Origin of the sequence: Pseudomonas sp. GM30, assembly GCF_000282275.2 — a bacterium.
In the GTDB taxonomy this organism is placed as follows: Bacteria; Pseudomonadota; Gammaproteobacteria; order Pseudomonadales; family Pseudomonadaceae; genus Aquipseudomonas.
On record NZ_AKJP02000017.1, the window covers coordinates 26242 to 52294 of the forward strand.

The following is a 26053-nucleotide window of genomic DNA, read 5'->3' on the forward strand; positions in this document are numbered from 1 at the left end:
ACAAATCTCGCTCAAATCTGGTTCCTGTCAAGTGCGTCAAAATGGTGAAAGCCCTCACCATTTTGGTGATTTATAATTTTAATCTTTATATTTCAGTACCTTATGTACGTTATAAGCTTATAAAAAATAATCTTGCTCATTCGACTAACACCAGCTAGTTTTTATTCCTGACAGCGCTGGCAGGAATATATCTTCCAGCATCGACGTTTTATAAAACATATAGAACCGGTATAAGCCGGTCATGCCTGCGAGGTAGCTGCAATGTCTCTGTTGATCCGTGGCGCCACCGTTGTTACCCATGATGAAAGTTATCGCGCCGACGTCTATTGCGCCGACGGCGTGATCAAAGCCATCGGTGAAAACCTGGATATTCCCGCCGGTGCCGAAGCGCTCGACGGCAGCGGCCAATATCTGATGCCCGGCGGCATCGATCCACACACCCACATGCAACTCCCGTTCATGGGCACCGTGGCCAGCGAAGACTTTTACAGCGGCACCGCCGCAGGTCTGGCCGGCGGCACCACCTCGATCATCGACTTCGTGATTCCCAATCCGCAGCAGTCGTTGATGGAAGCGTTTCACCAGTGGCGCGGCTGGGCCGAGAAGTCGGCATCGGACTATGGCTTTCACGTCGCGATCACCTGGTGGAGCGAGCAGGTGCGCGAGGAAATGGCCGAGCTGGTCAGCCATCACGGGATCAACAGCTTCAAGCATTTCATGGCCTACAAGAACGCGATCATGGCTGCCGACGACACGCTGGTGGCAAGCTTCGAGCGCTGCCTGGAGCTCGGCGCGGTGCCGACCGTGCACGCGGAAAACGGCGAACTGGTCTATCACCTGCAACGCAAGTTGATGGCCCAGGGCATCACCGGGCCGGAGGCGCATCCACTGTCGCGGCCATCGCAGGTGGAAGGTGAAGCGGCGAGCCGGGCGATCCGTATTGCCGAGACCATCGGCACGCCGTTGTACCTGGTGCATGTTTCGACCAAGGAAGCGCTGGACGAAATCACCTACGCCCGCAGCAAGGGTCAACCGGTGTACGGCGAGGTGCTCGCCGGGCACCTGCTGCTCGACGACAGTGTCTACCAGCACCCGGACTGGCAAACCGCCGCCGGTTACGTGATGAGCCCGCCGTTCCGCCCGCGCGGGCATCAGGAAGCGCTGTGGCATGGCCTGCAAAACGGCAATCTGCACACCACCGCCACCGACCATTGCTGCTTCTGCGCGGAGCAAAAAGCCGCCGGGCGCGACGATTTCAGCAAGATCCCCAACGGCACCGCCGGCATCGAAGACCGCATGGCGGTGCTGTGGGATGAAGGGGTCAACAGCGGGCGTTTGTCGATGCAGGATTTCGTCGCCCTCACCTCAACCAATACCGCAAAAATCTTCAACCTCTATCCGCGCAAAGGCGCGATCCGCGTCGGCGCCGATGCCGACCTGGTGCTGTGGGACCCGCAAGGCACCCGCACCATTTCCGCCAAGACCCACCATCAGCAGGTGGACTTCAACATCTTCGAAGGCAAGACCGTGCGCGGCGTGCCGAGCCATACCGTCAGCCAGGGCAAAGTGGTCTGGGCCGACGGCGACCTGCGCGCTGAGCGCGGGGCCGGGCGCTATATCGAGCGGCCGGCGTATCCGGCGGTGTTTGATTTGCTGAGCAAGCGGGCTGAGTTGCACAAGCCCACAGCTGTGAAACGCTGATCCGATTCCCTGTGGCGAGGGAGCTTGCTCCCGCGTGGGTGGCGAAGCCGCCCCAAAACCAGGCAATGCGCTCATCCTGATACCCAGGAGTGAATGGTTTTGGGCCTGCTGCGCAGTCCAGCGGGAGCAAGCTCCCTCGCCACAGGACATGACGAAAACCACTGCCCATCAGAGGCAGAGAACCTCAATAACCGTGAGGCACAAAACCGTGATCGAGACCCTGAACCATCTCCCGCATCCGCACGAAAGCGCGGCCGCCCTCGCCGGTCATTTCACTGATCTGGCGCCACCGCTCAACGCCCGGCAGGCGCATCTGGAAGCCTCGCGCTGCCTGTATTGCTACGACGCGCCATGCGTCAACGCGTGCCCCAGCGAGATCGATATTCCGTCGTTCATCCGCAATATCCATCAGGACAACGTGCCCGGTGCGGCGCAGAAAATCCTTTCGGCGAACATCCTCGGCGGCAGTTGTGCCCGGGTCTGTCCGACGGAAATCCTCTGCCAGCAAGCCTGCGTGCGCAACAATGTGCAGGAATGCGCGCCGGTGCTGATCGGCCTGCTGCAGCGCTACGCCGTGGATAACGCGCACTTCACCGAGCACCCGTTCCAGCGCGCCGCCGCTACCGGCAAACGCATCGCCGTGGTCGGCGCCGGGCCAGCAGGTTTGTCCTGCGCCCACCGCAGTGCCATGCACGGGCATGACGTGGTGATTTTCGAAGCACGGGAGAAGGCTGGTGGCCTCAATGAATACGGGATCGCCAAGTACAAACTGGTCGACGACTACGCGCAGAAGGAGCTGGATTTCCTCCTGCAGATCGGCGGCATCGAAATCCGTCACGGGCAGAAACTCGGCGACAACCTGACCCTCAGCGAGCTGCATCAGCAGTTCGACGCGGTGTTCCTCGGCCTCGGCCTCAACGCCAGCAAACAGCTCGGTCTGGCCCACGAAGACGCGCCCGGCCTGCTCGCCGCCACCGACTACATCCGTGAACTGCGCCAGGCCGATGACCTGACGCAACTGCCACTGGCCGAACGCTGCATCGTCCTTGGCGCCGGCAACACCGCGATCGACATGGCCGTACAAATGGCCCGCCTCGGAGCGCGTGACGTGAATCTGGTGTATCGCCGGGGTGCGGCGGACATGGGCGCCACCGGCCACGAACAAGACATCGCCAAAGCCAATCAGGTGCGCCTGCTGACCTGGGCGCAACCGGAAGAAGTGCTGCTCGACGCGCAAGGCAAGGTGCGCGGCATGCGTTTCGCCCGCACGCAACTGGTCGACGGTCGTCTGCAAACCACTGGGGAGACCTTCGAACTGGCCGCCGACGCGATCTTCAAAGCCATCGGTCAGGCCTTCGACAGCAGCGCCCTCGCCGACCCGCTGGCCCGCGAACTCAAGCGTCAGGGCGATCGGATTCAGGTCGATGACAACCTGCGCACCAGCATCCCCGGTGTGTATGCCGGCGGCGACTGCACCAGCCTCGATCAGGATCTCACCGTGCAAGCGGTGCAGCACGGCAAACGCGCCGCCGAGGCGATCAACGCACAACTGATGCTCAACGTGGAGGCTGCGTAAATGGCCGATCTCTCGATTGTCTTCGCCGGTATCAAAGCCCCCAATCCGTTCTGGCTGGCCTCCGCGCCGCCGACCGACAAGGCCTACAACGTGGTCCGTGCCTTCGAGGCCGGCTGGGGTGGCGTGGTCTGGAAAACCCTCGGTGAGGACCCGGCAGCGGTCAACGTTTCGTCGCGCTACTCGGCGCATTACGGCAACAACCGCGAAGTGCTGGGCATCAACAACATCGAACTGATCACCGACCGCTCGCTGGAGATCAACCTGCGCGAAATCACTCAGGTCAAGAAGGACTGGCCGGATCGTGCACTGATCGTTTCGCTGATGGTGCCGTGCGTTGAGGAATCGTGGAAACACATCCTGCCGCTGGTGGAAGCCACCGGCGCCGATGGTATCGAGCTGAATTTCGGTTGCCCGCACGGCATGCCCGAACGCGGCATGGGCGCGGCGGTCGGTCAGGTGCCGGAGTATGTCGAGCAGGTCACTCGGTGGTGCAAGACCTATTGCTCACTGCCGGTAATCGTCAAGCTGACACCGAACATCACCGACATCCGCGTCGCCGCCCGCGCCGCCCATCGCGGTGGCGCCGATGCGGTGTCGCTGATCAACACCATCAATTCGATCACCAGCGTCGATCTGGAACACATGGTCGCCCTGCCCACCGTCGGCAGCAAAAGCACCCACGGCGGTTACTGCGGTTCGGCGGTCAAGCCGATTGCGCTGAACATGGTCGCCGAGATCGCCCGTGATCCGCAGACCCAGGGCCTGCCGATTTGCGGTATTGGCGGCATCGGCAGCTGGCGTGACGCGGCGGAGTTCATGGCGCTGGGCAGCGGCGCGGTGCAGGTGTGCACGGCGGCGATGCTGCATGGCTTTCGCATTGTCGAGGAGATGAAGGACGGCCTGTCGCGCTGGATGGACAGTCAGGGCTACGCCAATATCGCCGAGTTTTCCGGGCGCGCGGTGGGCAATACCACGGACTGGAAGTACCTGGACATCAACTATCAAGTGATCGCGAAGATTGATCAGGACGCGTGCATCGGTTGCGGGCGCTGCCACATTGCTTGCGAAGACACGTCGCACCAGGCGATCAGCAGCCTCAAGCAGGCCGATGGCACGCACAAATATGAAGTGATCGATGAGGAGTGTGTCGGATGCAATCTGTGCCAGATCACCTGCCCGGTGGCGGACTGCATCGAGATGGTGCCGATGGAAACGGGCAAGCCGTTTCTGGACTGGAATCATGATCCGCGCAATCCCTATCATGTCGCGGTCTGATTCTTAAGATCAAAAGATCGTCCGATCTTTTGACTTATGGCTCCAACCCGATCCCGCGCAAAATCACACTGGTCACCGTCTGCACCGCCCGCTCGAACTGCATGTCAGACAGCGGCTGATGCTCGTTCAGAATATTCACCTGATGATCGAAGTCGGCGTAATGCTGGGTCGAGGCCCAGATCATGTACAGCAGGCTAGACGGCTCCACCGGCAGAATCCGCTTGTCCTCGACCCACTGGCGGATCTTCGCTTCCTTCATTTTCGCCCAGTCGTACAGGCTGACATCCAGCGCCTCACCCAGGGTCGGCGCGCCGTGGATGATTTCGTTGGCCCAGACTTTCGAGCCGTGCGGCCGGCTGCGCGAGTGGTTCATCTTGGCACGGATGTAGCTGCTGAGCACCACCCGCGGATCGTCGAACATCTCGAAGCACAGCGCGTCCTGTTTCCACACTTCCAGCAGGTCGAACAGCACCGCGCTGTACAGCTCGCTCTTGGTCGAAAAGTAGTAATGCAGGTTGGAACGCGGCAGTTGCACTTCGGCAGCGATGTCGGCCATGGCGGTGCCGCCGAAGCCTTTTTCGGCGAAGACTTTTTCCGCCGCCAGCAGGATTTTCTCGACGTTACTGCGACGGATCTCGATCTTGTGATTGCCCATGAGGGCTCCCTGACAACAGCGTTGCCCAAGACTAGCATCCGCTCTGGGGCGCGGGCGACCGTTGCAAACAAAACTTCGTATGAAGGTCGGCGCATGGCTAAACTGACGCTTCTTTGTCCTGCCTCAGAGGTATCCGCGATGCTGTTCAAGAATGTCCTGACCACCACTGCCCTGCTCGCTTCGCTGTTCGCCGCATCTTCGGTTTTTGCCCACGCCCACCTGAAGAGTGCAACCCCGGCCGCCGACAGCACCGTCGCCGCGCCGGCCGATCTGCGCCTGACCTTTTCTGAAGGCGTCGAAGCCAGTTTCACTAAAGTCAGCCTGACCCACGACGGCGCCCCGGTCGCGATCAAACCGCTGACCACCGAAGGCGACAAGAAAACCCTGATCGTCACCCCGGCCGCACCTCTGAGTGCCGGTGAGTACAAGGTCGAATGGCACGCAGTGTCGGTCGACACACATAAGAGCGAAGGCGCCTACCAGTTCAAGGTTGGCCAGTAATTCATGAGTGAAGCGCTGGTGCTGTGCCGCTTTGTGCATTTCAGCGCGGCGTTGATGCTGTTCGGGGCCTGGCTGTTTCGACCGCTATTGCTCAAGACGCCGGTTCCAACACTGGATCGGCAATTGGCGTGTATCGCTCGCTGGCTGACGGCGATTGCCCTGGTCAGCGGCGTTAGCTGGGCGCTGCTGATCACCGCGAGCATGGCCGGTTCGGCGGCGGCAGCGTTCGATCCGCACACGATTGGCGTGGTGCTCGGCAACACCTTTTTCGGTCAGGTCTGGCGTTGGCATCTGCTGATCAACGCGCTGTTGCTGGCGTTGCTGTTCACCCCGTGGCGCTCGAACCTGGCGTTGCGCCTGGGCTTGAGTGCGCTGCTCCTGGCGACCCTGGCGCCAGTGGGTCACGGCGCGATGCTCGATGGGCTCAGCGGGCAACTGCTGATTCTCAATCAGATCGTTCATCTGACATGCGTGGCGGCGTGGCTCGGCGGGCTGTTGCTGCTGGTGTTGATCCTGCGACAGCCTGGCGAAGCGATGGGCACAATCCTGCAGCGCTTCAGCGGCGTCGGTTATGCGATTGTCGGCGGGCTGCTGATCACCGGGCTGATCAATGTGCGCGTGCTGACCGGGCAATGGTGGCCAACGCCGTTGTTCAGCGGGTTTGCGTTGATCCTGCTGATCAAGGCGCTGATGGTGCTGGGCATGCTTGGCTTGGCGCTGTTCAACCGCTTGCGAATTGATGATTGCCAGCAGCGCATGGGCGCGCTCAAGCGCAGTGTGGTGCTGGAGTGGTTGTTGGGGATGGGCGCTGTGGCGGCCGTTTCCCTGCTCGGTACCCTGCCGCCGATGATTGCTGCCTGAAGCCCCCTGTGGGAGCTGGCTTGCCAGCGATGGCGGTGTGTCAGGAATAGATATTTCGGATGTACCGACGTCATCGCTGGCAAGCCAGCTCCCACAGGGTTTTGTGTTGCTCAATGCGGTTGTGTGTCACCCGCTGCGGTGTCGATGCTGACCACCACCGACATCCCCGGGCGCAAGCGTTCCTCTTCCTGCTGCCCTTCATCAATGGTGATCCGCACCGGCACGCGCTGGGCGATTTTCACGAAGTTGCCGGTGGCGTTGTCGGCCTGCAACAGGGCGAACTCCGAACCGGTGCCGGGCGAGATGTGCTGCACGTGCCCGGTGAACTTGCGGTGGTTCAGCGCATCGACAGTGAAACGCACCGGTTGCCCGACACGCACGTTGTCCATCTGGGTTTCCTTCATGTTGGCGATCACCCATTTCTGGTTCGGCACCAACGCCATCAGTTGCGCACCGGAGTTGACGTAAGCGCCCAGGCGCACGCCGATCTGCCCGAGCTGGCCGTCACGCGGGGCGACGATGCGGGTGTTCGACAAGTCGATCCGCGCCAGTTGCACCGCCGCTTCAGCGCTGGCCACCGCGGCTTCCAGCGAGCCGCGATTGACGATCACCGTCTGCAGGTCCTGCCGGGCGATTTCCAGATTGGCCTTGGCCTGCGCCACCGCTGCAATGCTCTGCGCATTGGCCGCGAGCGCTACGTCCATCTCGCGCTTCGACACCGAGCCGTCACTTACCAGCTCCTTGTTACGCCGCAGATCCGCCTCGCTTTTGCGCAACTGCGCTTCGCTGTCGGCCACCACGGCCTGACGCAACTTGATCGTCGCTTCGGCGCTGTTGCGTTGCTGCACCACGTTGGCCAGCGCGGCTTTCTGCACCGCCAGTTGCGCCAGCGACTGATCGAGGCGCTGCTGATAAATCCGGTCATCGAGTCGCACCAGCAAGTCGCCGGTCTTCACGTACTGGAAGTCCTGCACCGGCACTTCGAACACGTAACCGCTGAGCTGCGGGCCGATGATCGTCACCTGGCCGCGCACCAAGGCGTTTTCGGTGGTCTCGACCGCGCTGCTGAACGGCGGCAACTGCCAGGCGTAGAGCACGATCAGCACGCCGACGATGGCAATCGCGGCAAAACCCAGCGACGAGATGATCCGCACCCGCAGCGAACGCGGCTCGGTGTTCGGCGAGGGCGGCGGCGCCACGCCTTCCGGGGTGGCGGCGATGGCATTGGTGGTTGTGGTGGTCGGTTCGGTCATGAATTGGAGGCACCGCTAGGAGGTACGGAAGGCGCTGGGTCGACGGCTTTGGTGGTGCTCATCAGCCACAGCGCACGAATGGACAGCCAGATCATGGTCAGCACCGCAATCACGGCGATCAGCATGAATACATCGTTATAGGCCAGCACGTTGGCTTCGCGAGTGGCCGCGTTGGACAGACTGCGAATCCCGGCCAGATTGCGCAGGCTCGGGTCGGCCAGCAAGGATCCGTAAGCCGAGCCGCCGCTCTGCACACGGGCAGCCACCAACGGATCGGACAGCGTCAGGTGTTCGACCAGATGACTGGAATGGAATTTCTCGCGCACGATCTGGAACGTGCCCAACAACGCCGCGCCCAGCAGGCCACCGAGGTTGTTGCAGATCCCGAAGAGCACCGAAAAACTCACCAGATTGCGTGGGTTGGTCAGCACGTTGCGGGTGCCGAAAACCATGGTCGGGCCAAGAAAAAACGTGCTGCCGAAGGCCAGCAGAAACTGGCTGAAATACAGGTTTTGCGGGCGGGTCAGGTTGTTGGAAAAACTGTCCATCACGGAACCGGTGGCCATCAGCGCCAGCGAGATGATCAGCGGCATCAGCAAGTGCTTGGGATCGATGGTCAGTGCACTGGTTGCCAGCCCGGCGACGCTGCCGATCAGCATTACCACGTACAGGCTGTGCAACTGTTCATAGCCCATGTTGAGGTTCTGCATGAAGCCGACGGCGCCAGTGGATTGCTCTGAAGTGACCATGCGAATCAGGGTCACCGCCAGCGCTAGACGGATCATCGTGCCGCTGCCGAGCCAACGGGTCATCAGCATCGGGTTGCTGCGATTGTGCTCGATCGCCAGACCGGCGAGGATCAACGCAATCGAGGCGGCCAGCGCATAGCCAATCCAGTTCGCCTCCAGCCACCAGTCGATGCGCCCCAGCGACAACACCGCACACAGCAGTGCCACGCCGCTGGCGAGGATGGCGAAGGTGAGAAAGTCCAGCGGTTCGAAGGTTTTGAAGCGGTCACCGGGCGGCAACTTGAGCATCAAAACGCAGCCCAGCGACAGCAACGCCATGCCCAATTCGAACAGGTACAAGCCGCGCCATTCGGCAATTTGCAGCAAGTCTTCGGAGAACAGGCGCGCCAGCGGCAGGGCCAGTTGCGAGGCGCCCAGCCCAAGCACCAGTGCCTTGAGCCGCCACTTGGCCGGGAACGCCTGGATCATGTAATACAGGCCCAGCGAACTCAACGCCGCGCCCACCATGCCGTGCGCCGCCCGCACCGCGATGGCCGAACTCAGGTCGTTGACGAACAGATGACCGAAGGTCACCAGCGCATACAGCACCAGAAACACTTCGGTGAACGCGCGCAGGCCGAACTGCTGGCGAAACTTCACCAGCAGCAGGTTCATCGACACGTTGGTCATCACGTACGCGGCCGGCAGCCAGGCCATCTCCGCCGTGGTCGCGCCGAGCGCGCCTTGCAGATAAGGCAGGTTGGCGACCACCAGCGAGTTACCCAGACCGCCGGTCACCGCCACCAGCAGCCCGACCAGCGCATAGGCCAGCCGCTTGCGGTTGGAGTGCAGCGGCGTCGAGGGGGAACCGGGCAGACTGGGCTTCTCGTGCGGCTGCCAGGTGCGCGGGGCGTATCGATCCATTGAGAGGCCTTGTCTGGGGATGTCTGAGTTTGCCGCAATCAACGACAAAACACACATCCCCTGTAGGAGTGAGCCTGCTCGCGATAGCGCAGTGTCAGTCAGCATCAATGTTGAATACTAAACCGCTATCGCGAGCAGGCTCACTCCTACAGGGTCAAATGCTGGGCCGGGGTTTTGTGTCAGGCGCGCAGCAGCATGTAGGCCGCGACCACCAGGCACACACTGGCAAACCCCACCTGCAACGCCCGCGCCGGCACCCGGGCGCATAATTTGCGGCCGATGATCATGCCGACGATGCTGGCGACAATGAACGCCGCGCCAAGGCTGTCGATGCGCACCCCGGCATGGAACGCGCCGATCACGCCAATCGCCGAAATCAGGCTGATGACCATCAGCGAGGTCGCAACGATGCCGCGCATCTGCACATCGGTCAGTTGCTTGAACGCCGGGACGATGAGGAAGCCACCGCCGACGCCGAGCAAGCCCGAAACCACACCGGTCACCGCACCCAGCGCCGCCAGGGTCGCGGTGCATTTGGCGGTCCAGTCGAAACGACCGGTCTGCTCGTTGAGCATGCAGTTTTTCTGTCCCCAGCTCGCGTGGCCGTGGTCGCTTGGCCCCGCTTGCGCACGCTCACGACGCAGCATGCGCCAGGCCACCATGACCATCAGCAGGCTGAAAAGGATCATCAGGATCTTCTCCGGCAACTGGTGCGCAAAATAGATGCCCAGTGGCGAAAACACCGCGCCGAGCGCGGCAATCAACAGCGCCGCGCGGTAGCGCACCAGACCATGACGCAAACCGTCGATCGCTCCGACTGCCGCCGCACTGCCGACGGCGAACAACGCCACGGGCGCGGCCTGGGTCATGCTCCAGCCGAGGCCCAGCACCAGCGCCGGCACCGCGAGAATCCCGCCGCCCGCCCCGGTCAGCCCGAGAATCAACCCCATCACCACGCCAAACAGACTTGCCAGCAACATAGGGAGTTCTCAGTCGACTTTGGACAAACCGGTCAGCCACTCGCGGCCCTTGAGCATGCCGTTCCAGTAGAACCACGGCAGCAGCGTCGCCTTGAGAAACCACGCCGAGCGGCGCGGCACGGTCGCATCGAGGGCGAAGGTCGGCAGCAACTTCCCGCCGTAGCCGAACTCGGCGAGGATCACCTTGCCCTTCTCCACCGTCAGCGGGCACGAACCGTAGCCGTCGTACTTCAGTGGCAACGGCTGTTGTTTGCGCAGGGCCAGCAGGTTTTCCGCGACCACCACAACCTGCTTGCGCACGGCGGCAGCGGTTTTCGCATTGCTGGTGCCACAGATATCACCGAGGCCGAACACCTCGGGGTAACGCAGATGCTGCAGGCTGTGCGGATTGACTTCGCACCAGCCGGCGGCGTCGGCCAACGGGCTCCGGGCGATGAAGTCCGGCGCGACTTGCGGCGGCACCACGTGCAGCAGATCGAAGGTTTTCGCCTGTTTGGTGAGGTTACCGTCAGCGTCCTTGACCTCGAACCACGCGGTTTTCGCCGGGCCGTCGACCTTGACCAGATTGCTGTTGAAGGCCAGTTGTGCGTTGTACTTTTCGATGTACTTCATCAGTGGCGGGACGAAAGTCGCGACACCGAACAGCGCGGCGCCGGCCAGATTGAACTCGACGTTGATGTTGTTCAGCACACCGGTTTTGCGCCAGTGATCACACGACAGGTACAACGCCTTCTGCGGTGCCCCGGCGCATTTGATCGGCATCGCCGGCTGAGTGAACAGCGCCTTGCCGCCGCGCAGTTTCTGCACCTGATCCCAGGTGTACTGCGCATGCTGATAGCTGTAGTTGGAGGTCACGCCGTGCTGGCCGAGGCTTTCCTGCAGGCCTTCGATCTTCTCCCAGGCCAGCCGCAGGCCGGGGCAGACGATCAGGTTCTGGTAAGTGACGGTGCGTTGATCGTTGAGGGTGAGTTGACGAGTGTCGGGATCAATCGCGGTGACTGCCGCCTGAATCCAGGTGGCCTGACGCGGCATCACCTTGTTCATCGGCCTTGCGGTGTCCTTGACGTCGAAGGCGCCACCGCCAACCAGCGTCCACGCCGGTTGGTAGTAATGCTGGGCGCTCGGCTCGATCACGGTGATGTTCAGCGTGGGATCACGCTTGAGCAGACTGGCGACGAAGCCGATGCCGGCGCTGCCGCCGCCGATGACCACGATGTCTGCACTGATGGATGGGCCCCAGTGTTGATCGTTCATTGCTTGTTCCTTATTGCTGCACGCAAGGATTTTCCGGCCATTGCACAAATCCATTGTAGGAGTGAGCCTGCTCGCGATAGCGGTATGTCAGTCTGTGAAGATGTTGGCTGATACACCGCTATCGCGAGCAGGCTCACTCCTACAGTAATTGTGTGGTGGCTGACATTTATTGATGGCCCAGACTTTTCAGCACCGCCCCGCAATACAACCCGGACAGGGTCTTCATCACCTGAATCACTTCAGGGCTGGCCAGTCCGTAAAAGATGTACTTGCCTTCGCGACGGGTCGCCACCAGCCCTTCATCACGCAGGATGCCCAGTTGCTGGGACAGCGTCGGCTGGCGCACGCCGGTCATTTTTTCCAGCTCGCCGACGTTGCGCTCGCCCTGAGTCAGCTGACACAGGATCAACAGACGATCCTCATTGGCCAGCGCCTTGAGCAGCGCGCAGGCCTTGGAGGCGGACGCCCGCAACTGGGCGACTTCACATTCGGTCAGACTGGATTGCATTTGCACGATGCCTTGAACGTCACTTAAGCTGTGAACATTATGTTTTTAGATAAAGTGTTGCAACCCATTTCCCTTGTTCAGGTTGGTGTCCATGCCCGCGCAGATTGAAGCTTTCCTCGACCCTGCCTCCTCAACCTACAGCTACGTGGTCTTTGAAGCCGCTGGCGGGCAGTGTGCAATCGTCGATCCGGTGCTCGATTACGACGGCGCCGCCGGACGCACCTGCACCATGCAGGCCGATAAAATCATCGCCTTCGTCCGTGAACACAGTTTGCAGGTGCAATGGCTGCTGGAAACCCACGCCCACGCCGATCACCTGTCCGCCGCGCCGTACCTGCGCCGCGAACTGGGCGGCAAGATCGCCATCGGCCAGTCGATCAGCAAGGTGCAGAACGTGTTCAAGGCGCTGTTCAACCTGGAACCGGAATTCTGCGTCGACGGCTCGCAGTTCGATCACCTGTTCGCGCCGAACGAGTCGTTCATGATCGGCAATCTCAAGGCCACCGCCCTGCACGTCCCCGGCCACACCCCGGCAGACATGGCCTACCTGATCGATGGCGAACAGATTCTGGTCGGCGACACGCTGTTCATGCCCGACGTCGGCACGGCTCGCTGCGACTTCCCCGGCGGTGACGCGCATCAGCTGTTCAACTCGATCCACAAACTGCTGGCCTTCCCGGCCAGCGTCAAACTCTACGTCTGCCACGACTACCCGCCCGAAGGCCGCGCTGCGCAGTGTCAGACCACCGTCGGTGAGCAGCGCAAGAGCAATATTCATGTGCATGACGGGATTGATGAGGCGGCGTTTGTCGAGATGCGTACCAAACGTGATGCGGGGTTGGGCATGCCGACTCTGTTGCTGCCGGCGATTCAGGTCAATGTGCGGGCCGGCAACCTGCCGCCGGCGGAAGGTAATGGCGTTGTCTACCTGAAGATTCCGATCAACAAAATGTGAGTTCAATTGCCCAGATGATCATTCGCTCCCTCATTTAAAGGAGCGCTCTGGACCGTGCCCTAGCCAAAATGCCACTACCGTGTAATATCCGGAAACCTAAACCGCTACGGTAGACTCCCTGCGATTACAAATGCGCAGGTGAGCAATAACACGGACATCGTCGAAGTCACACTTCGTCGAGAAGACTTTTTGCAGGGAAACCATGAGTCAAACTTCTCCACAGGGGCAGCCCCCTGAGCTCGAACCTGAAACATTCAATCGCCATCTTTCTATTTCCCGTCGCGCAATCGCCTACTTGTCATCCAAAATCCTTGAGGCACTCAAAGCCATTGACGGGCGATCCTTCTTCGAGGGTAGAGAAAAAGGAATCAAGCTTGGCAATGACGCGGGCCTGCTTGCCGGAAAGGTTCTCGGCTACGCTGAGGGTTATGCAGAGGGGCGCGCCATTCTAGAGATTAACGACCTGCGCTCAGCCGCATCCTTGCCAGGAGAGGATCACTCCCTTTTTGACAATGAACTCATGCCCATCACCGATGATATCAAGCAGAAAATGCGCGACGAGGTGTGGGAAAAACTTGATGAGAAAGAACAACCGAGCGATCAGCAGTGGGCAATGATCTTTGCTGACACGACCTGTACTTCAGTGATCGCTGGCGCGGGCTCCGGGAAGTCCACGACGTTAGCCTTGCGTGTTGTGCTTAAACACTTTCACCTGGGCATCCCCCTTCATCACATGCAGGTGACTACCTTCACCACTGAGTCTAAAAAAGACTTGCAGAAAAAGATGGTGAAGATTTTCAAATCGTGGGGCAAAGACCTGAGTGAGAATCAAACTAAGAGTTTGGTGCGCACCTTTCACAGCAAAGTATTCGGCTTCATGAAAGCGTTCTCGGATGCGCCTATCGACTATTTCGATTTCTTGGGCGCAAAAAAATCAGGTGAGGATGAGGACGAGCTGGAAAACCCCTTCTCGTCAAAGATCACGAATGAGCAAGGATTGGTTCTTTCCCAAGTATTCAATAGCCTTTACGAGAAAGACCTGACGTTCAAAAAACACATCCTGGATCTCTACCAATCGATCGTTTTCGTCAAGCCGGATCCTATGTCTGAGTCCATGCGAAACAAAAAAAATCAGATTCTCGGCAAAATGTCCGATAAGGATGAAGCTGTCTGCGATGAAATTGAGGCCGCATGGGTAGAGTTGGGTCTATGGCCAATTCCAGGTGTGGCCGAGCGTCGAACGTTCAACATCGAAAGAAAACCCTTCATAGCCCACGGTTACTTGGATGAGTTGGAAACACTGGTAATTCTTGGTTGGCCGGACACGAAAAACCAGTCGGGCGAAATTCCTAGGCGCGAAGGCCAGACAGTGAATCTCAAACAAGAGAGCTGGAGCCGCCAGGCGATGATTGGAGAATGTTATCGGGGGAAAAAATACATTCTCATCAATAACGTTATGGCCGCAAAGACACTGATGGGCAATGCCGAGCACATGATCGTTCAGGATGCCGGTTTTGATTATCACTTGCCGGGCACGACTATCAAGGAAACGAAGCTGACCGAAGTGTTCTTTGCCGAAGCCAACTACATCGAGAACCTGGGGTTGGATGTCGTCCAGGCGATCGGTTCATTAGATTTTACGCCGGGCGACCCACGCGAGCCTTTCTACCTCGCCTTGCAGATCTATTGGCGCGGCTTTCATGATTATCTGGAAAGCATGTCGCCCAAAAGATTGATCACCTTCAACAAGGCATTCGCACTGTTTGGCGAACACAATCCGGAAAATATTAAGCGCATTCCAACAGCCGAGCTAGACGGCATGCGACACCTCATGATTGATGAGTTCCAAGACGTGTCCGGCTTGAATATTTCCTGGGTCCGGCAATGCTGCAAAGAGATCCGTAATCGTAATCAAGGCCTGCCCCGATTGGGCAACAGCCTGATGGCAGTCGGCGACGACTGGCAAAGTATCTATGGCTGGCGCGGTAGCTCACCCCAGTATCTGATGGACTTCCATAAGCATTTCCACGCCCATACGCGCAACACTCTGTACATGCAGAACAACTACCGTTCCCATCAGACAATCATTGATGCTGCCGAACAAGTTGTCCGTCCCACCACAACCGATAAAGCCAAGCATGGGATTGCAGCGAACGAAAAAGTCGTTAATCAAAAGACACCCGTATACATGCACTACGTGGCTAAAGATAAAAAAATCGTCGAGCCGGACGAAACGATTCTGCGACTCGTCAGACAAGCCTATGACGACGGTCATAGCATATTGATGGTGTTTCGCGTTGGTGATGTTGAAAAAGCATACAGAACAGCCCTACGAGGCCTATTGCACGAAGCGCAAAAAAAACAGCGCAACGTCAAACTGATGACCTTTCACAAGTCCAAAGGATTGCAGGCGCAATCTGTTTTCGTTATCGGTGATTGCTTCTATAACCCGACGAAATCCAAACGCAACGACATTTACAACCTCACCCAACTGGGCGACAAATCTCCAGCGCCTTATGACAACGCTCAATCAGATGAGGCACTGCGTTTAGCTTACGTAGGCATTACTCGCGCCGAACTCAGATGTCATTGGCTGGTTGACCGCGAGGTCACCGCGACGACCAAACAAAGCGGAAGTAATGCTTCGGGGTATGCCGATCTTAAATCCGGATGCTACAAAAAGTGGACTGATCACGAAACATCCGGAGTTTCAGCTCTTTCCCCGCAATAAGGTATTGATCCAGAGGCGGCGAAAGTGTCAGCGCTAGGTGCCCAGCGTCAACCCATTCGCCGGCAACGGCAACGCGGTTTTATACCGCACCTGCTTCAAGGCAAAACTTGACCGAATATTCGCCACACCCGGCACCTTGGTCAGAAAATCCATCATGAACCGCTCCAGCGCCTGAATCGTCGGCACCAGCACCCGGATCAGATAGTCCGGGTCGCCGGCCATCAGGTAGCACTCCATCACCTCGGGGCGGTCGGAGATCGCCTCTTCGAAATGCTGCAACGCCTCCTCGACCTGTTTCTCCAGGCTGACGTGAATGAACACGTTCACGTGCAGGCCCAGCAGATCGGCATCCAGCAGCGTCACCTGCTCGCGAATCAGGCCTAATTCTTCCATCGCCTTGACCCGGTTGAAACACGGCGTCGGCGACAGGTTCACCGAGCGCGCGAGGTCGGCGTTGGTGATGCGCGCATTCTCCTGAAGGCTGTTGAGAATGCCAATGTCGGTACGGTCCAGTTTGCGCATGAGACAAAACCACCTGTTTTTTATGTTTATGCAGAATTTCTATCTGCAAATGGTCTCCAGCGCAACGAAACAGAGAGAAATATTCTTCTTGGCCGGGCCTATGATTGTTGTAGGACAAGATTTCTTTCACCCAAGAATGATTGCCAGCTCACTACAAGAAATTCACAAGATCGAGCGTAGAAGCCATGACCCAAGCGTATGAACCGCTGCGTCTGCACGTCCCTGAACCCTCGGGCCGCCCAGGCTGCAAAACCGACTTCTCCTACCTGCATCTGACCGATGCCGGCACGGTGCGTAAACCTTCCATCGACGTCGAACCTGCCGACACCGCCGACCTGGCGCGTGGGCTGATTCGCGTGCTCGACGACCAGGGCAACGCCCTCGGCCCCTGGGCTGAAAACGTGCCGGTCGAGATCCTGCGCAAGGGCATGCGCGCCATGCTCAAGACGCGGATCTACGACAACCGCATGGTGGTCGCCCAGCGTCAGAAGAAAATGTCGTTCTACATGCAAAGCCTTGGCGAAGAAGCCATCGGCAGCGCCCAGGCCCTGGCCTTGAACATCGACGACATGTGCTTCCCGACCTACCGCCAGCAAAGCATCCTGATGGCCCGCGACGTGCCGCTGGTCGACCTGATCTGCCAGTTGCTGTCCAACGAGCGCGATCCGCTCAAGGGCCGGCAGTTGCCGATCATGTACTCGGTCAAGGACGCCGGTTTCTTCACCATCTCCGGCAACCTCGCCACCCAGTTCATTCAGGGCGTGGGCTGGGGCATGGCCTCGGCGATCAAGGGCGACACGAAAATCGCCTCGGCCTGGATCGGTGACGGCGCCACCGCCGAATCGGATTTCCACACCGCCCTCACCTTCGCCCACGTTTACCGTGCGCCGGTGATCCTCAATGTGGTCAACAACCAGTGGGCGATCTCGACCTTCCAGGCCATCGCCGGCGGTGAAGCCACCACCTTCGCCGGACGCGGCGTCGGTTGCGGCATCGCCTCGCTGCGGGTCGATGGCAACGATTTCTACGCGGTCTACGCCGCTTCCGCCTGGGCTGCCGAACGCGCCCGCCGTGGCCTCGGCCCGACCATGATCGAATGGGTCACCTACCGCGCCGGCCCGCACTCGACCTCCGACGATCCATCCAAATACCGTCCTGCCGACGACTGGAGCCACTTCCCGCTGGGCGACCCGATTGCCCGCCTGAAGCAGCACCTGATCAAGGTCGGCCACTGGTCGGAAGAAGAGCACGCCGCCGTCAGCGCCGAGCTTGAAGCCGAAGTGATTGCCGCGCAGAAACAGGCCGAACAGTACGGCACCCTCGCCGGCGGGCAGATTCCGAGCGCCGCAACCATGTTCGAAGACGTCTACAAAGAGATGCCGGAGCACTTGAAGCGCCAGCGTCAGCAGTTGGGGATCTGACATGAACGATCACAACAACAATATTCAGTTGGAAACCGCCATGACCACGACCACCATGACCATGATCCAGGCCCTGCGCTCGGCCATGGATGTGATGCTTGAGCGTGACGACAATGTGGTGGTGTTCGGTCAGGACGTCGGCTACTTCGGCGGCGTGTTCCGTTGCACCGAAGGCCTGCAGACCAAGTACGGCACCTCGCGGGTATTCGACGCGCCGATCTCCGAAAGCGGCATCGTCGGCGTGGCCGTGGGCATGGGCGCTTACGGCCTGCGTCCGGTGGCCGAGATCCAGTTCGCCGACTACGTCTACCCCGCTTCCGACCAGATCATTTCCGAAGCCGCACGCCTGCGTTATCGCTCGGCCGGCGAGTTCACCGCGCCGATGACCCTGCGCATGCCCTGCGGCGGCGGGATCTACGGCGGCCAGACCCACAGCCAGAGCATCGAGGCGATGTTCACTCAGGTCTGCGGCCTGCGCACCGTGATGCCCTCCAACCCGTACGACGCCAAAGGCCTGCTGATCGCCTCCATCGAAAACGATGACCCGGTGATCTTCCTCGAGCCGAAACGCCTGTACAACGGCCCGTTCGACGGCCACCACGACCGCCCGGTAACCCCGTGGTCGAAACACCCGCAAGCCCAGGTGCCGGACGGTTACTACACCGTGCCGCTGGATGTTGCCGCGATCACCCGTCCGGGCAAGGACGTGACCGTGTTGACCTACGGCACCACCGTCTATGTCTCGCAAGTCGCCGCTGAAGAAAGTGGCGTGGATGCCGAAGTCATCGACCTGCGCAGCCTGTGGCCGCTGGACCTGGAAACCATCGTCAAGTCGGTGAAGAAAACCGGCCGCTGCGTGGTGGTACACGAAGCTACCCGCACCTGCGGTTTCGGCGCCGAGTTGGTGTCGCTGGTGCAAGAGCATTGCTTCCATCACCTGGAAGCGCCGATCGAACGCGTCACCGGTTGGGACACCCCCTACCCGCACGCGCAGGAGTGGGCGTATTTCCCAGGGCCGTCCCGAGTGGGCGCGGCGTTGAAACGGGTCATGGAGGTCTGAATGGGCACGCACGTTATCAAAATGCCGGACATCGGCGAAGGCATCGCAGAAGTAGAACTGTCGCAGTGGCACGTCAAGGTCGGCGACCTGGTGGTTGAAGACCAGGTGCTGGCGGACGTGATGACCGACAAGGCGATGGTCGACATTCCGTCGCCGGTGCACGGCAAGGTGATTGCCCTCGGCGGTCAGCCGGGTGAAGTGATGGCGGTCGGCAGTGTACTGATCAGCATCGAAGTGGAAGGTGCCGGAAACCTGAAAGAGTCCGCCGCACCAGCACCGGTTGCTGCGAAAGAAGCACCTGCTGCGCCGAAAGTTGAAACAGCTGCCGAGAGCAAACCTGCGGCCGCTGCTGCTGCTGCTGCGCGTCCGGCTCCGGTTTGCCAAGGCCCGATGGTTGCCCGCGAGGCCGATGAACGTCCGCTGGCCTCGCCGGCCGTGCGCAAACATGCGCTGGATCTGGGCATTCAATTGCGTCTGGTCCGCGGCACTGGCCCGGCCGGCCGCGTGTTGCACGAAGACCTCGAAGCCTATCTGGCGCAGGGGCAGTCGAACGCTTCGGCACCGGTCGCCGCCGCTTACGCCCAGCGCAACGACGAAGAACAGATTCAGGTGATCGGCATGCGCCGCAAGATCGCCCAGCGCATGCAGGACGCCACCCAGCGTGCCGCGCACTTCAGCTACGTCGAGGAAATCGACGTCACCGCCATCGAAGAACTGCGCGCGCATCTGAATGAGAAACACGGCGCCAGCCGGGGCAAGTTGACCTTGCTGCCGTTCCTCGTCCGCGCCCTGGTCGTGGCCCTTCGCGACTTCCCGCAGATGAACGCCCGTTACGATGACGAAGCCCAGGTCATCACCCGCCTCGGCGCGGTGCATGTCGGTGTCGCCACGCAAAGCGATGTCGGCCTGATGGTGCCGGTGGTGCGACACGCCGAAGCGCGCAGCCTGTGGGACAGCGCCGCGGAAATCTCGCGTCTGGCTAACGCCGCACGCAATGGCAAGGCCAGCCGCGATGAGCTGTCCGGCTCGACCATCACCCTGACCAGCCTCGGTGCGCTGGGCGGCATCGTCAGCACCCCGGTGCTGAACCTGCCGGAAGTGGCAATCGTCGGCGTGAACAAAATCGTCGAACGCCCGATGGTCGTCAAAGGCCAGGTGGTGATCCGCAAGATGATGAACCTCTCCAGCTCCTTCGATCATCGCGTGGTCGACGGCATGGACGCGGCGCTCTTCATCCAGGCCATCCGTGGTCTGCTCGAACAACCCGCGACCCTGTTTGTGGAGTGATGCCATGCAAACCTTGAACACCACGCTGCTGATTATCGGTGGCGGCCCCGGCGGTTACGTCACGGCGATTCGCGCCGGACAACTGGGCATTTCGACGATTCTGGTCGAAGGCCAGTCGCTCGGTGGTACCTGCCTGAACATCGGCTGCATTCCGTCCAAAGCGTTGATTCACGTGGCCGAGCAGTTCCACCAAACCCGCCATCACAGCCAGCATTCGGCGCTGGGTATCAGCGTTTCGGCGCCGACCCTCGACATCAGCAAAAGCGTCGAGTGGAAGGACGGCATCGTCGATCGCCTGACCACCGGCGTCGCCGCACTGCTGAAAAAGAACAAGGTTCAGGTCATCAATGGCTGGGCCAAGGTCATCGATGGCAAAACCGTGGAAGTCGGCGACACGCGCATCCAGTGCGAGCATCTGGTGCTGGCGACCGGTTCGACCAGCGTCAACCTGCCGATCCTGCCGATCGGCGGGCCGATCATCTCTTCCACCGAAGCGCTGGCACCGAAGTCCGTGCCCAAACGTCTGGTGGTGGTGGGCGGCGGTTACATCGGTCTGGAGCTGGGCATTGCCTATCGCAAGCTCGGCGCCGAGGTCAGTGTGGTCGAGGCGCAGGATCGTATCCTGCCAGCCTACGACGCCGAACTGACCCAACCGGTGCACGAAGCGCTGAAGCAACTGGGCGTGAAGCTCTATCTCAAGCACAGCGTGCTGGGTTTCGACGGCACCTTGCAGGTGCGCGACCCGAACGGCGACACACTCAATCTGGAAACCGATCAGGTGCTGGTGGCGGTCGGTCGCAAGCCCAATACGCAAGGCTGGAACCTCGAAGCGCTGAACCTGGACATGAACGGCTCGGCGATCAAGATCGACAGCCGCTGCCAGACCAGCATGCGCAACGTCTACGCCATTGGCGACCTGAGCGGCGAACCGATGCTCGCGCACCGCGCCATGGCTCAGGGCGAGATGGTTGCCGAGCTGATCAGCGGCAAATCCCGCGAATTCAACCCCACCGCCATCGCCGCCGTGTGCTTCACCGACCCGGAACTGGTGGTGGTCGGCCAGACTCCGGACGAGGCCAAGGCTGCGGGGCTGGACTGCATCGTGTCGAGCTTCCCGTTCGCCGCCAATGGCCGGGCGATGACCCTGGAGTCGAAAAACGGCTTCGTGCGGGTGGTCGCGCGGCGCGATAATCATCTGATTGTCGGCTGGCAGGCAGTGGGCGTTGGGGTTTCCGAGTTGTCGACCGCGTTCGCGCAAAGCCTGGAAATGGGCGCGCGCCTGGAAGACATCGGCGGCACCATCCATGCGCATCCGACCCTGGGTGAAGCAGTGCAGGAAGCGGCGTTGCGGGCTTTGGGGCATGCGTTGCACCTGTAACGCCCAGCTTCTGTGGCGAGGGAGCTTGCTCCCGCTGGGCTGCGTAGCGGCCCCAAACCCTGCCATTGCGGTACATCTGATGCACCGCGATGGCCGGCTTTACCAGTGCTGCGCACTGGAGCGGGAGCAAGCTCCCTCGCCACAAAAGAGCAGAAAGATTGAGGAATGATGGGAATTTAATAAGCAAGCTACGATTTTTGCCTATCCCCCCATCGTCCGGGCTGCGAAACCGCTCAAGAATGAAGTATTGTTGTGCCCATCCAAAAAAACGTCAGAAGCCTTGAACCGTTTCGACGGTTGTTCAGTGATAGAGGGTGTCATGGGTAACGAAAGCATCAATTGGGACAAGCTGGGTTTTGACTACATCAAGACCGACAAACGCTATCTGTCGTACTTTCGCAATGGCGAGTGGGACAAAGGCACCCTGACCGAAGACAACGTGCTGCACATCAGCGAAGGCTCGACGGCCCTTCACTATGGCCAGCAGTGCTTCGAAGGCTTGAAGGCCTATCGTTGCAAGGACGGCTCGATCAACCTGTTCCGTCCGGACCAGAACGCCGCGCGCATGCAGCGCAGCTGCGCCCGCCTGCTGATGCCGCACGTCTCCACCGAGCAGTTCATCGAAGCGTGCAAGGACGTGGTTCGCGCCAACGAGCGCTTCATCCCGCCATACGGCACCGGCGGCGCGCTGTACCTGCGTCCGTTCGTGATCGGTGTGGGTGACAACATCGGCGTGCGCACCGCTCCGGAGTTCATCTTCTCGGTATTCGCGATCCCGGTTGGTGCCTACTTCAAGGGCGGCCTGACCCCGCACAACTTCCAGATTTCCAGCTTCGACCGCGCCGCCCCACAAGGCACCGGTGCGGCCAAGGTCGGTGGCAACTACGCCGCCAGCCTGATGCCGGGCTCCCAGGCCAAGAAAGCGCACTTCGCTGACGCCATCTACCTGGATCCGCTGACCCACAAGAAGATCGAGGAAGTCGGTTCGGCCAACTTCTTCGGGATCACCCACGACAACAAGTTCATCACCCCGAACTCGCCGTCGGTGCTGCCAGGCATCACCCGCCTGTCGCTGATCGAACTGGCGAAAACCCGTCTGGGTCTGGAAGTGGTGGAAGGCGACGTGCTGATCGACAAACTGTCGGACTTCAAGGAAGCCGGTGCTTGCGGTACGGCTGCGGTGATCACGCCGATCGGTGGCATCAGCTACAACGACCACCTGCACGTGTTCCACAGCGAAACCGAAGTCGGCCCGGTCACCCAGAAGCTCTACAAAGAGCTGACTGGTGTGCAGACCGGCGACATCGAAGCGCCAGCAGGCTGGATCGTCAAGGTTTGATCTGACGGCCAGAGGTACAAAAGCCCTCCATCAAGTGATTGATGGGGGGCTTTTTATTGGAAGTAAGATCAAAAGATCGCAGCCTGCGGCAGCTCCTACAGGAGATCTGTGTAGGAGCTGCCGAAGGCTCGGGCCGCGTTCGGACGATCTTTTGATTTTCTATTTCACCGCAATCCGCTTCCCGCCCCGCGCGGCTATCCCGCTTGCCTGCCCGTTCTGCTGCTTGCCCGTGCGCGCCTGGGTAATCAGCCCGGGAATCAACTCCCCTTCCGGCAGATTCTTCCAGAACCGCACCGGCAAATGCCCTTGCATGACCTTCTCGTTCAACCGCGCCGGGTTGAAGATGTGGCTGTAGTACGTCAGCCATAGCTCGCCGTGCGGGTCATCGATGTTCTGCGCCAATTGCTGCCATTCCACCGGGCACTGGCGCTGATGAATCAATTGCTCGCCGTCGTAATACACCCCGTCACGCGGAGTGGCAATCAACCAGCGATGCCGGCCCATGCGTCTGACGAAATGTTCGCTGGCGCTGTGCAGGATGTCGTGGGCCGGTTCGTGCCACGCCACGTATTGCGGGCCTGGCTGATCCTGCGGGCGTTCGATGAACCGCACGAATGCGTGCAAATGGTGGGCTTCGCGGTGAACCTGCTTGATTCGCCGCTGCAACTCGCTGCCGAGTTTGTCACCGGCCATCATCGCCGTACGGTCGCCGTGACTGACGCGCCATAGCACTTCATACAGCAGACTCCAGCGCTGGTCGCCACGGTACTGCGCCGCTTGTTCCAGGGTGTCGAGCAGTGCGCGGGGGATGCGTACCTGAAACGGCCCCTGCCCCTCGGGCACCGAAACGTCACTGGCAAACAGATCGCTGACACCCTCCGACGCCCAGCTCACCAGACTCGGGTCGACTTCATGGCTGAGCAGCCAGCGCGCCTGTTGGCGCCAAGTGTCGAACAGGTCGTCGCAATCGAGATTGATCATCCCCATAACCCCATCTGCTGCGGCTGCGGCCGGTCGCGCAGTTGCTGGTAGAGCATGTGGCTGGTGACCTCCGCCTGCTGCGGGTGGTAATCGCTGGTGATGATGAACGGCTTGGCCTTGGCCAAAACACAGCGCATGCGTGCCACGTCTTCGTAGCGAATGCGCCGTTGCTGGCGCAATTGCACCAGACGTTCGGTGGTGCGCAGGCCGATGCCCGGAATACGCGCGATCAACGACGGCTCGGCGCGGTTCAGATCCAGCGGAAACACCTCGCGATTCTGCAGCGCCCAGGCCAGTTTCGGGTCGATGTCCAGCGCCAGATTGCCCGGCCCCTTGAGCAATTCATTCGCGCTGTAGCCGTAACTGCGCAAGAGGAAATCGGCCTGATACAAACGGTGCTCGCGCATCAGCGGAGGCGCGGCCAGCGGGACGCTTTTCGGGCTGTCGGGGATCGGGCTGAAGGCCGAGTAGTACACGCGCCGCAAGCGGTAGTTGCCATACAACGACTGCGCGCTGTGCAGAATCGTGCTGTCGTCAGTGTCATCGGCGCCGACGATCATTTGCGTACTCTGCCCGGCGGGGGCGAATTTTGCCGAACGCGGTTCGTTGAGCACCGTTTGCACGCCGGTGTAGATGGTGTTCATCGCCTGCTTGATCGAACCGATCTGCTTCTCCGGCGCCAGGGTTTGCAGGCTGGTGTCGGTGGGCAGTTCGATATTGACGCTGAGACGGTCGGCGTAGCGCCCGGCCTCCTCTATCAACGCCGGGTCGGCCTCGGGAATGGTCTTGAGGTGGATGTAGCCACGAAATTCGTGCTCTTCGCGCAACAGCTTCGCCACCCGCACCAGTTGCTCCATGGTGTAGTCCGCCGAGCGGATGATCCCTGAACTGAGAAACAGCCCGCTGACGCAGTTGCGCCGGTAGAAATCCAGGGTCAGCGTGACCACTTCCTCGGGGGTGAAACGGGCGCGCGGCACATCGCTGGAACGACGGTTGACGCAGTACTGGCAGTCGTAGAGACAGAAATTGGTCAGGAGGATTTTAAGTAACGATACGCAGCGACCATCCGGCGTGTAGCTGTGGCAGATGCCCATGCCATCGGTCGAGCCCAACCCGCTCTTGCCTTCGGAGCTGCGCTTGGGCGCACCGCTGCTGGCGCAGGAGGCGTCGTACTTGGCGGCGTCGGCGAGAATGCTGAGCTTGTCGATGATTTGCATGGCGCGGGCTCTTTACTGTGTGGATATACAGTATAGGTCCGAGCACGGGGTTACAAGGTGCTAGAGCGCACCTCGTCGGGCGGAAGCTCAAGATCAAAAGATCGCAGCCTTCGGCAGCTCCTACATCGATTGAGATTTATCGGAGGTTCGTGATTACTGTAGGAGCTGCCGAAGGCTGCGATCTTTTGATTTTCGCGTCTAACGGCAACTCAAGACCAAACCGCAGGCCCATTTCCTTTCGCCCCGCCACGGTCAGCGCCAACGCCCGACTGTCCAGATCCTGCGTCACCCATTTGCGTTTCAACGCCATCTGCAACAACGCCGCGCCCAACGAACCGCCCAGATGCGGCCGGCGCATGCTCCAGTCCAGGCACGGGCAAGCAAACTTGCGGCGCAGAGTACTCAAATCCTGAACCTCGATACCCAAACCCTCGAACAACGCCTCGCCACTGTCGCTCAGCCGATAAGCGCGCTCGTCGGTTTCCACCAGCCATCCCGCCTCAAGCATGCGGTCGTGCAGCAACACCGCCAGCGTGCCGGCCATGTGGTCGTAGCAGGCGCGGGCGAATTGCAGGCGATCCGGGGTGTGCGGCTTGAAGCTCGGCGCGGCGTTCTGGCCGATCACCATCAACGCTTCCAGCGCCTGCGCCACGCGCTGATCGGCGAGGCTGTAATAACGATGGCGGCCCTGCACATGCAGGCGCACCAGCGATAGATCCTTGAGTTTGGCCAGGTGTGCACTGGCGGTGGAAGCGCTGACCTCGGCAACGGCGGCCAATTCAGTGCTGGTGCGGGCGTGGCCGTCCATCAGCGAGCAGAGGATCTTCGTGCGTGCCGGTTCGGCGATGGCGGCCGCCACCTGCGAAACGCCGATGTCTTGATGTTCTGCGTGCATATTTCGCTCCCCGACGAATCGTCGTCGCTGCGAACTGAAGATACTCGCATC

22 protein-coding genes are annotated in these 26053 nt (G+C 60.4%); 12 read left to right on the forward strand and 10 right to left on the reverse strand.

Features of this window, described 5'->3' with window-relative positions; all coding sequences use genetic code 11:
- Positions 1–261: 261 nt before the first annotated feature.
- The 3 genes from hydA to preA all read left to right on the forward strand — a co-directional run bounded on the left by hydA (position 262) and on the right by preA (position 4552).
- On the forward strand, positions 262–1701 hold the full coding sequence (gene hydA, locus PMI25_RS12450; protein WP_007965259.1) for a dihydropyrimidinase: 1440 nt from the start codon (positions 262–264) through the stop codon (positions 1699–1701).
- Positions 1702–1909: 208 nt separating this feature from the next.
- A complete protein-coding gene (locus tag PMI25_RS12455; protein ID WP_007965262.1) occupies positions 1910–3277 on the forward strand; it encodes an NAD(P)-dependent oxidoreductase in 1368 nt (455 codons plus the stop codon).
- Positions 3278–4552, forward strand: a complete 1275-nt coding sequence (preA, locus tag PMI25_RS12460; RefSeq protein ID WP_007965265.1) for an NAD-dependent dihydropyrimidine dehydrogenase subunit PreA — start codon at positions 3278–3280, stop codon at positions 4550–4552.
- A 34-nt stretch (positions 4553–4586) separates the two neighbouring features.
- Here preA and PMI25_RS12465 read toward each other — a convergent pair whose 3' ends face one another.
- Positions 4587–5207: a TetR/AcrR family transcriptional regulator gene (locus PMI25_RS12465; RefSeq protein WP_007965266.1), complete on the reverse strand. Its 621-nt coding sequence runs from the start codon at positions 5205–5207 to the stop codon at positions 4587–4589.
- A gap of 138 nt (positions 5208–5345) precedes the next feature.
- Here PMI25_RS12465 and copC point away from each other — a divergent pair, with 138 nt between their 5' ends.
- Together copC and copD are read left to right on the forward strand one after the other, a co-directional pair.
- Positions 5346–5708 (forward strand): copper homeostasis periplasmic binding protein CopC, encoded by a 363-nt coding sequence (copC, locus tag PMI25_RS12470; RefSeq protein WP_007965268.1) that lies wholly within the window; start codon positions 5346–5348, stop codon positions 5706–5708.
- A 3-nt stretch (positions 5709–5711) separates the two neighbouring features.
- A complete protein-coding gene (copD, locus tag PMI25_RS12475) occupies positions 5712–6569 on the forward strand; it encodes a copper homeostasis membrane protein CopD (RefSeq protein WP_007965270.1) in 858 nt (285 codons plus the stop codon).
- Between the two features lie 110 nt (positions 6570–6679).
- Here the strand turns inward: copD and PMI25_RS12480 are convergent, their stop codons facing one another.
- From PMI25_RS12480 to PMI25_RS12500, 5 genes are all read right to left on the reverse strand, one after another.
- Positions 6680–7822, reverse strand: a complete 1143-nt coding sequence (locus PMI25_RS12480) for an HlyD family secretion protein (protein WP_007965271.1) — start codon at positions 7820–7822, stop codon at positions 6680–6682.
- On the reverse strand, positions 7819–9474 hold the full coding sequence (locus tag PMI25_RS12485) for an MFS transporter (RefSeq protein WP_007965274.1): 1656 nt from the start codon (positions 9472–9474) through the stop codon (positions 7819–7821). Before PMI25_RS12485 ends, PMI25_RS12480 begins: the two co-directional genes overlap by 4 nt.
- Before the next feature lie 179 nt (positions 9475–9653).
- The gene (locus PMI25_RS12490; RefSeq protein WP_007965276.1) at positions 9654–10454 is read right to left on the reverse strand and encodes a sulfite exporter TauE/SafE family protein; all 801 of its coding nucleotides are present in this window, start codon (positions 10452–10454) and stop codon (positions 9654–9656) included.
- Positions 10455–10463: 9 nt separating this feature from the next.
- A complete protein-coding gene (locus tag PMI25_RS12495; protein ID WP_007965279.1) occupies positions 10464–11708 on the reverse strand; it encodes an NAD(P)/FAD-dependent oxidoreductase in 1245 nt (414 codons plus the stop codon).
- Between the two features lie 166 nt (positions 11709–11874).
- Positions 11875–12216 (reverse strand): ArsR/SmtB family transcription factor, encoded by a 342-nt coding sequence (locus PMI25_RS12500; RefSeq protein ID WP_007965280.1) that lies wholly within the window; start codon positions 12214–12216, stop codon positions 11875–11877.
- Between the two features lie 91 nt (positions 12217–12307).
- On the opposite strand from PMI25_RS12500, the gene PMI25_RS12505 reads away from it, so the two are divergent.
- Both PMI25_RS12505 and PMI25_RS12510 read left to right on the forward strand, forming a co-directional pair.
- The gene (locus PMI25_RS12505) at positions 12308–13171 is read left to right on the forward strand and encodes an MBL fold metallo-hydrolase (RefSeq protein WP_007965282.1); all 864 of its coding nucleotides are present in this window, start codon (positions 12308–12310) and stop codon (positions 13169–13171) included.
- 202 nt (positions 13172–13373) lie between these two features.
- Positions 13374–15902 carry a UvrD-helicase domain-containing protein gene (locus PMI25_RS12510; RefSeq protein WP_007965284.1) on the forward strand — a complete coding sequence of 843 codons (2529 nt, stop codon included), beginning with the start codon at positions 13374–13376 and terminating at the stop codon, positions 15900–15902.
- A gap of 33 nt (positions 15903–15935) precedes the next feature.
- Here the strand turns inward: PMI25_RS12510 and bkdR are convergent, their stop codons facing one another.
- Positions 15936–16424 carry a Bkd operon transcriptional regulator BkdR gene (bkdR, locus tag PMI25_RS12515; protein ID WP_007965286.1) on the reverse strand — a complete coding sequence of 163 codons (489 nt, stop codon included), beginning with the start codon at positions 16422–16424 and terminating at the stop codon, positions 15936–15938.
- Positions 16425–16609: 185 nt separating this feature from the next.
- Between bkdR and PMI25_RS12525 the strand changes: the two genes are divergently transcribed.
- From PMI25_RS12525 to PMI25_RS12545, 5 genes are all read left to right on the forward strand, one after another.
- Entirely contained in the window at positions 16610–17845 is a 1236-nt protein-coding gene (locus tag PMI25_RS12525) for a 3-methyl-2-oxobutanoate dehydrogenase (2-methylpropanoyl-transferring) subunit alpha (protein ID WP_007965287.1), read from the forward strand.
- Between the two features lies 1 nt (position 17846).
- Positions 17847–18905, forward strand: coding sequence for an alpha-ketoacid dehydrogenase subunit beta (locus PMI25_RS12530; protein WP_003224000.1), 1059 nt, complete (start codon positions 17847–17849; stop codon positions 18903–18905).
- On the forward strand, positions 18906–20192 hold the full coding sequence (locus PMI25_RS12535; RefSeq protein WP_007965288.1) for a dihydrolipoamide acetyltransferase family protein: 1287 nt from the start codon (positions 18906–18908) through the stop codon (positions 20190–20192).
- A 4-nt stretch (positions 20193–20196) separates the two neighbouring features.
- The gene (gene lpdA, locus PMI25_RS12540; protein ID WP_024164452.1) at positions 20197–21570 is read left to right on the forward strand and encodes a dihydrolipoyl dehydrogenase; all 1374 of its coding nucleotides are present in this window, start codon (positions 20197–20199) and stop codon (positions 21568–21570) included.
- Between the two features lie 319 nt (positions 21571–21889).
- The gene (locus tag PMI25_RS12545) at positions 21890–22909 is read left to right on the forward strand and encodes a branched-chain amino acid aminotransferase (RefSeq protein ID WP_007965596.1); all 1020 of its coding nucleotides are present in this window, start codon (positions 21890–21892) and stop codon (positions 22907–22909) included.
- A gap of 159 nt (positions 22910–23068) precedes the next feature.
- Here the strand turns inward: PMI25_RS12545 and PMI25_RS12550 are convergent, their stop codons facing one another.
- The 3 genes from PMI25_RS12550 to PMI25_RS12560 all read right to left on the reverse strand — a co-directional run bounded on the left by PMI25_RS12550 (position 23069) and on the right by PMI25_RS12560 (position 26002).
- Positions 23069–23890 (reverse strand): TIGR03915 family putative DNA repair protein, encoded by an 822-nt coding sequence (locus PMI25_RS12550; RefSeq protein ID WP_007965598.1) that lies wholly within the window; start codon positions 23888–23890, stop codon positions 23069–23071.
- Positions 23887–25107 carry a putative DNA modification/repair radical SAM protein gene (locus PMI25_RS12555; protein ID WP_007965600.1) on the reverse strand — a complete coding sequence of 407 codons (1221 nt, stop codon included), beginning with the start codon at positions 25105–25107 and terminating at the stop codon, positions 23887–23889. Before PMI25_RS12555 ends, PMI25_RS12550 begins: the two co-directional genes overlap by 4 nt.
- Before the next feature lie 136 nt (positions 25108–25243).
- On the reverse strand, positions 25244–26002 hold the full coding sequence (locus tag PMI25_RS12560) for an ArsR/SmtB family transcription factor (RefSeq protein WP_007965601.1): 759 nt from the start codon (positions 26000–26002) through the stop codon (positions 25244–25246).
- Between the last annotated feature and the right edge of the window lie 51 nt (positions 26003–26053).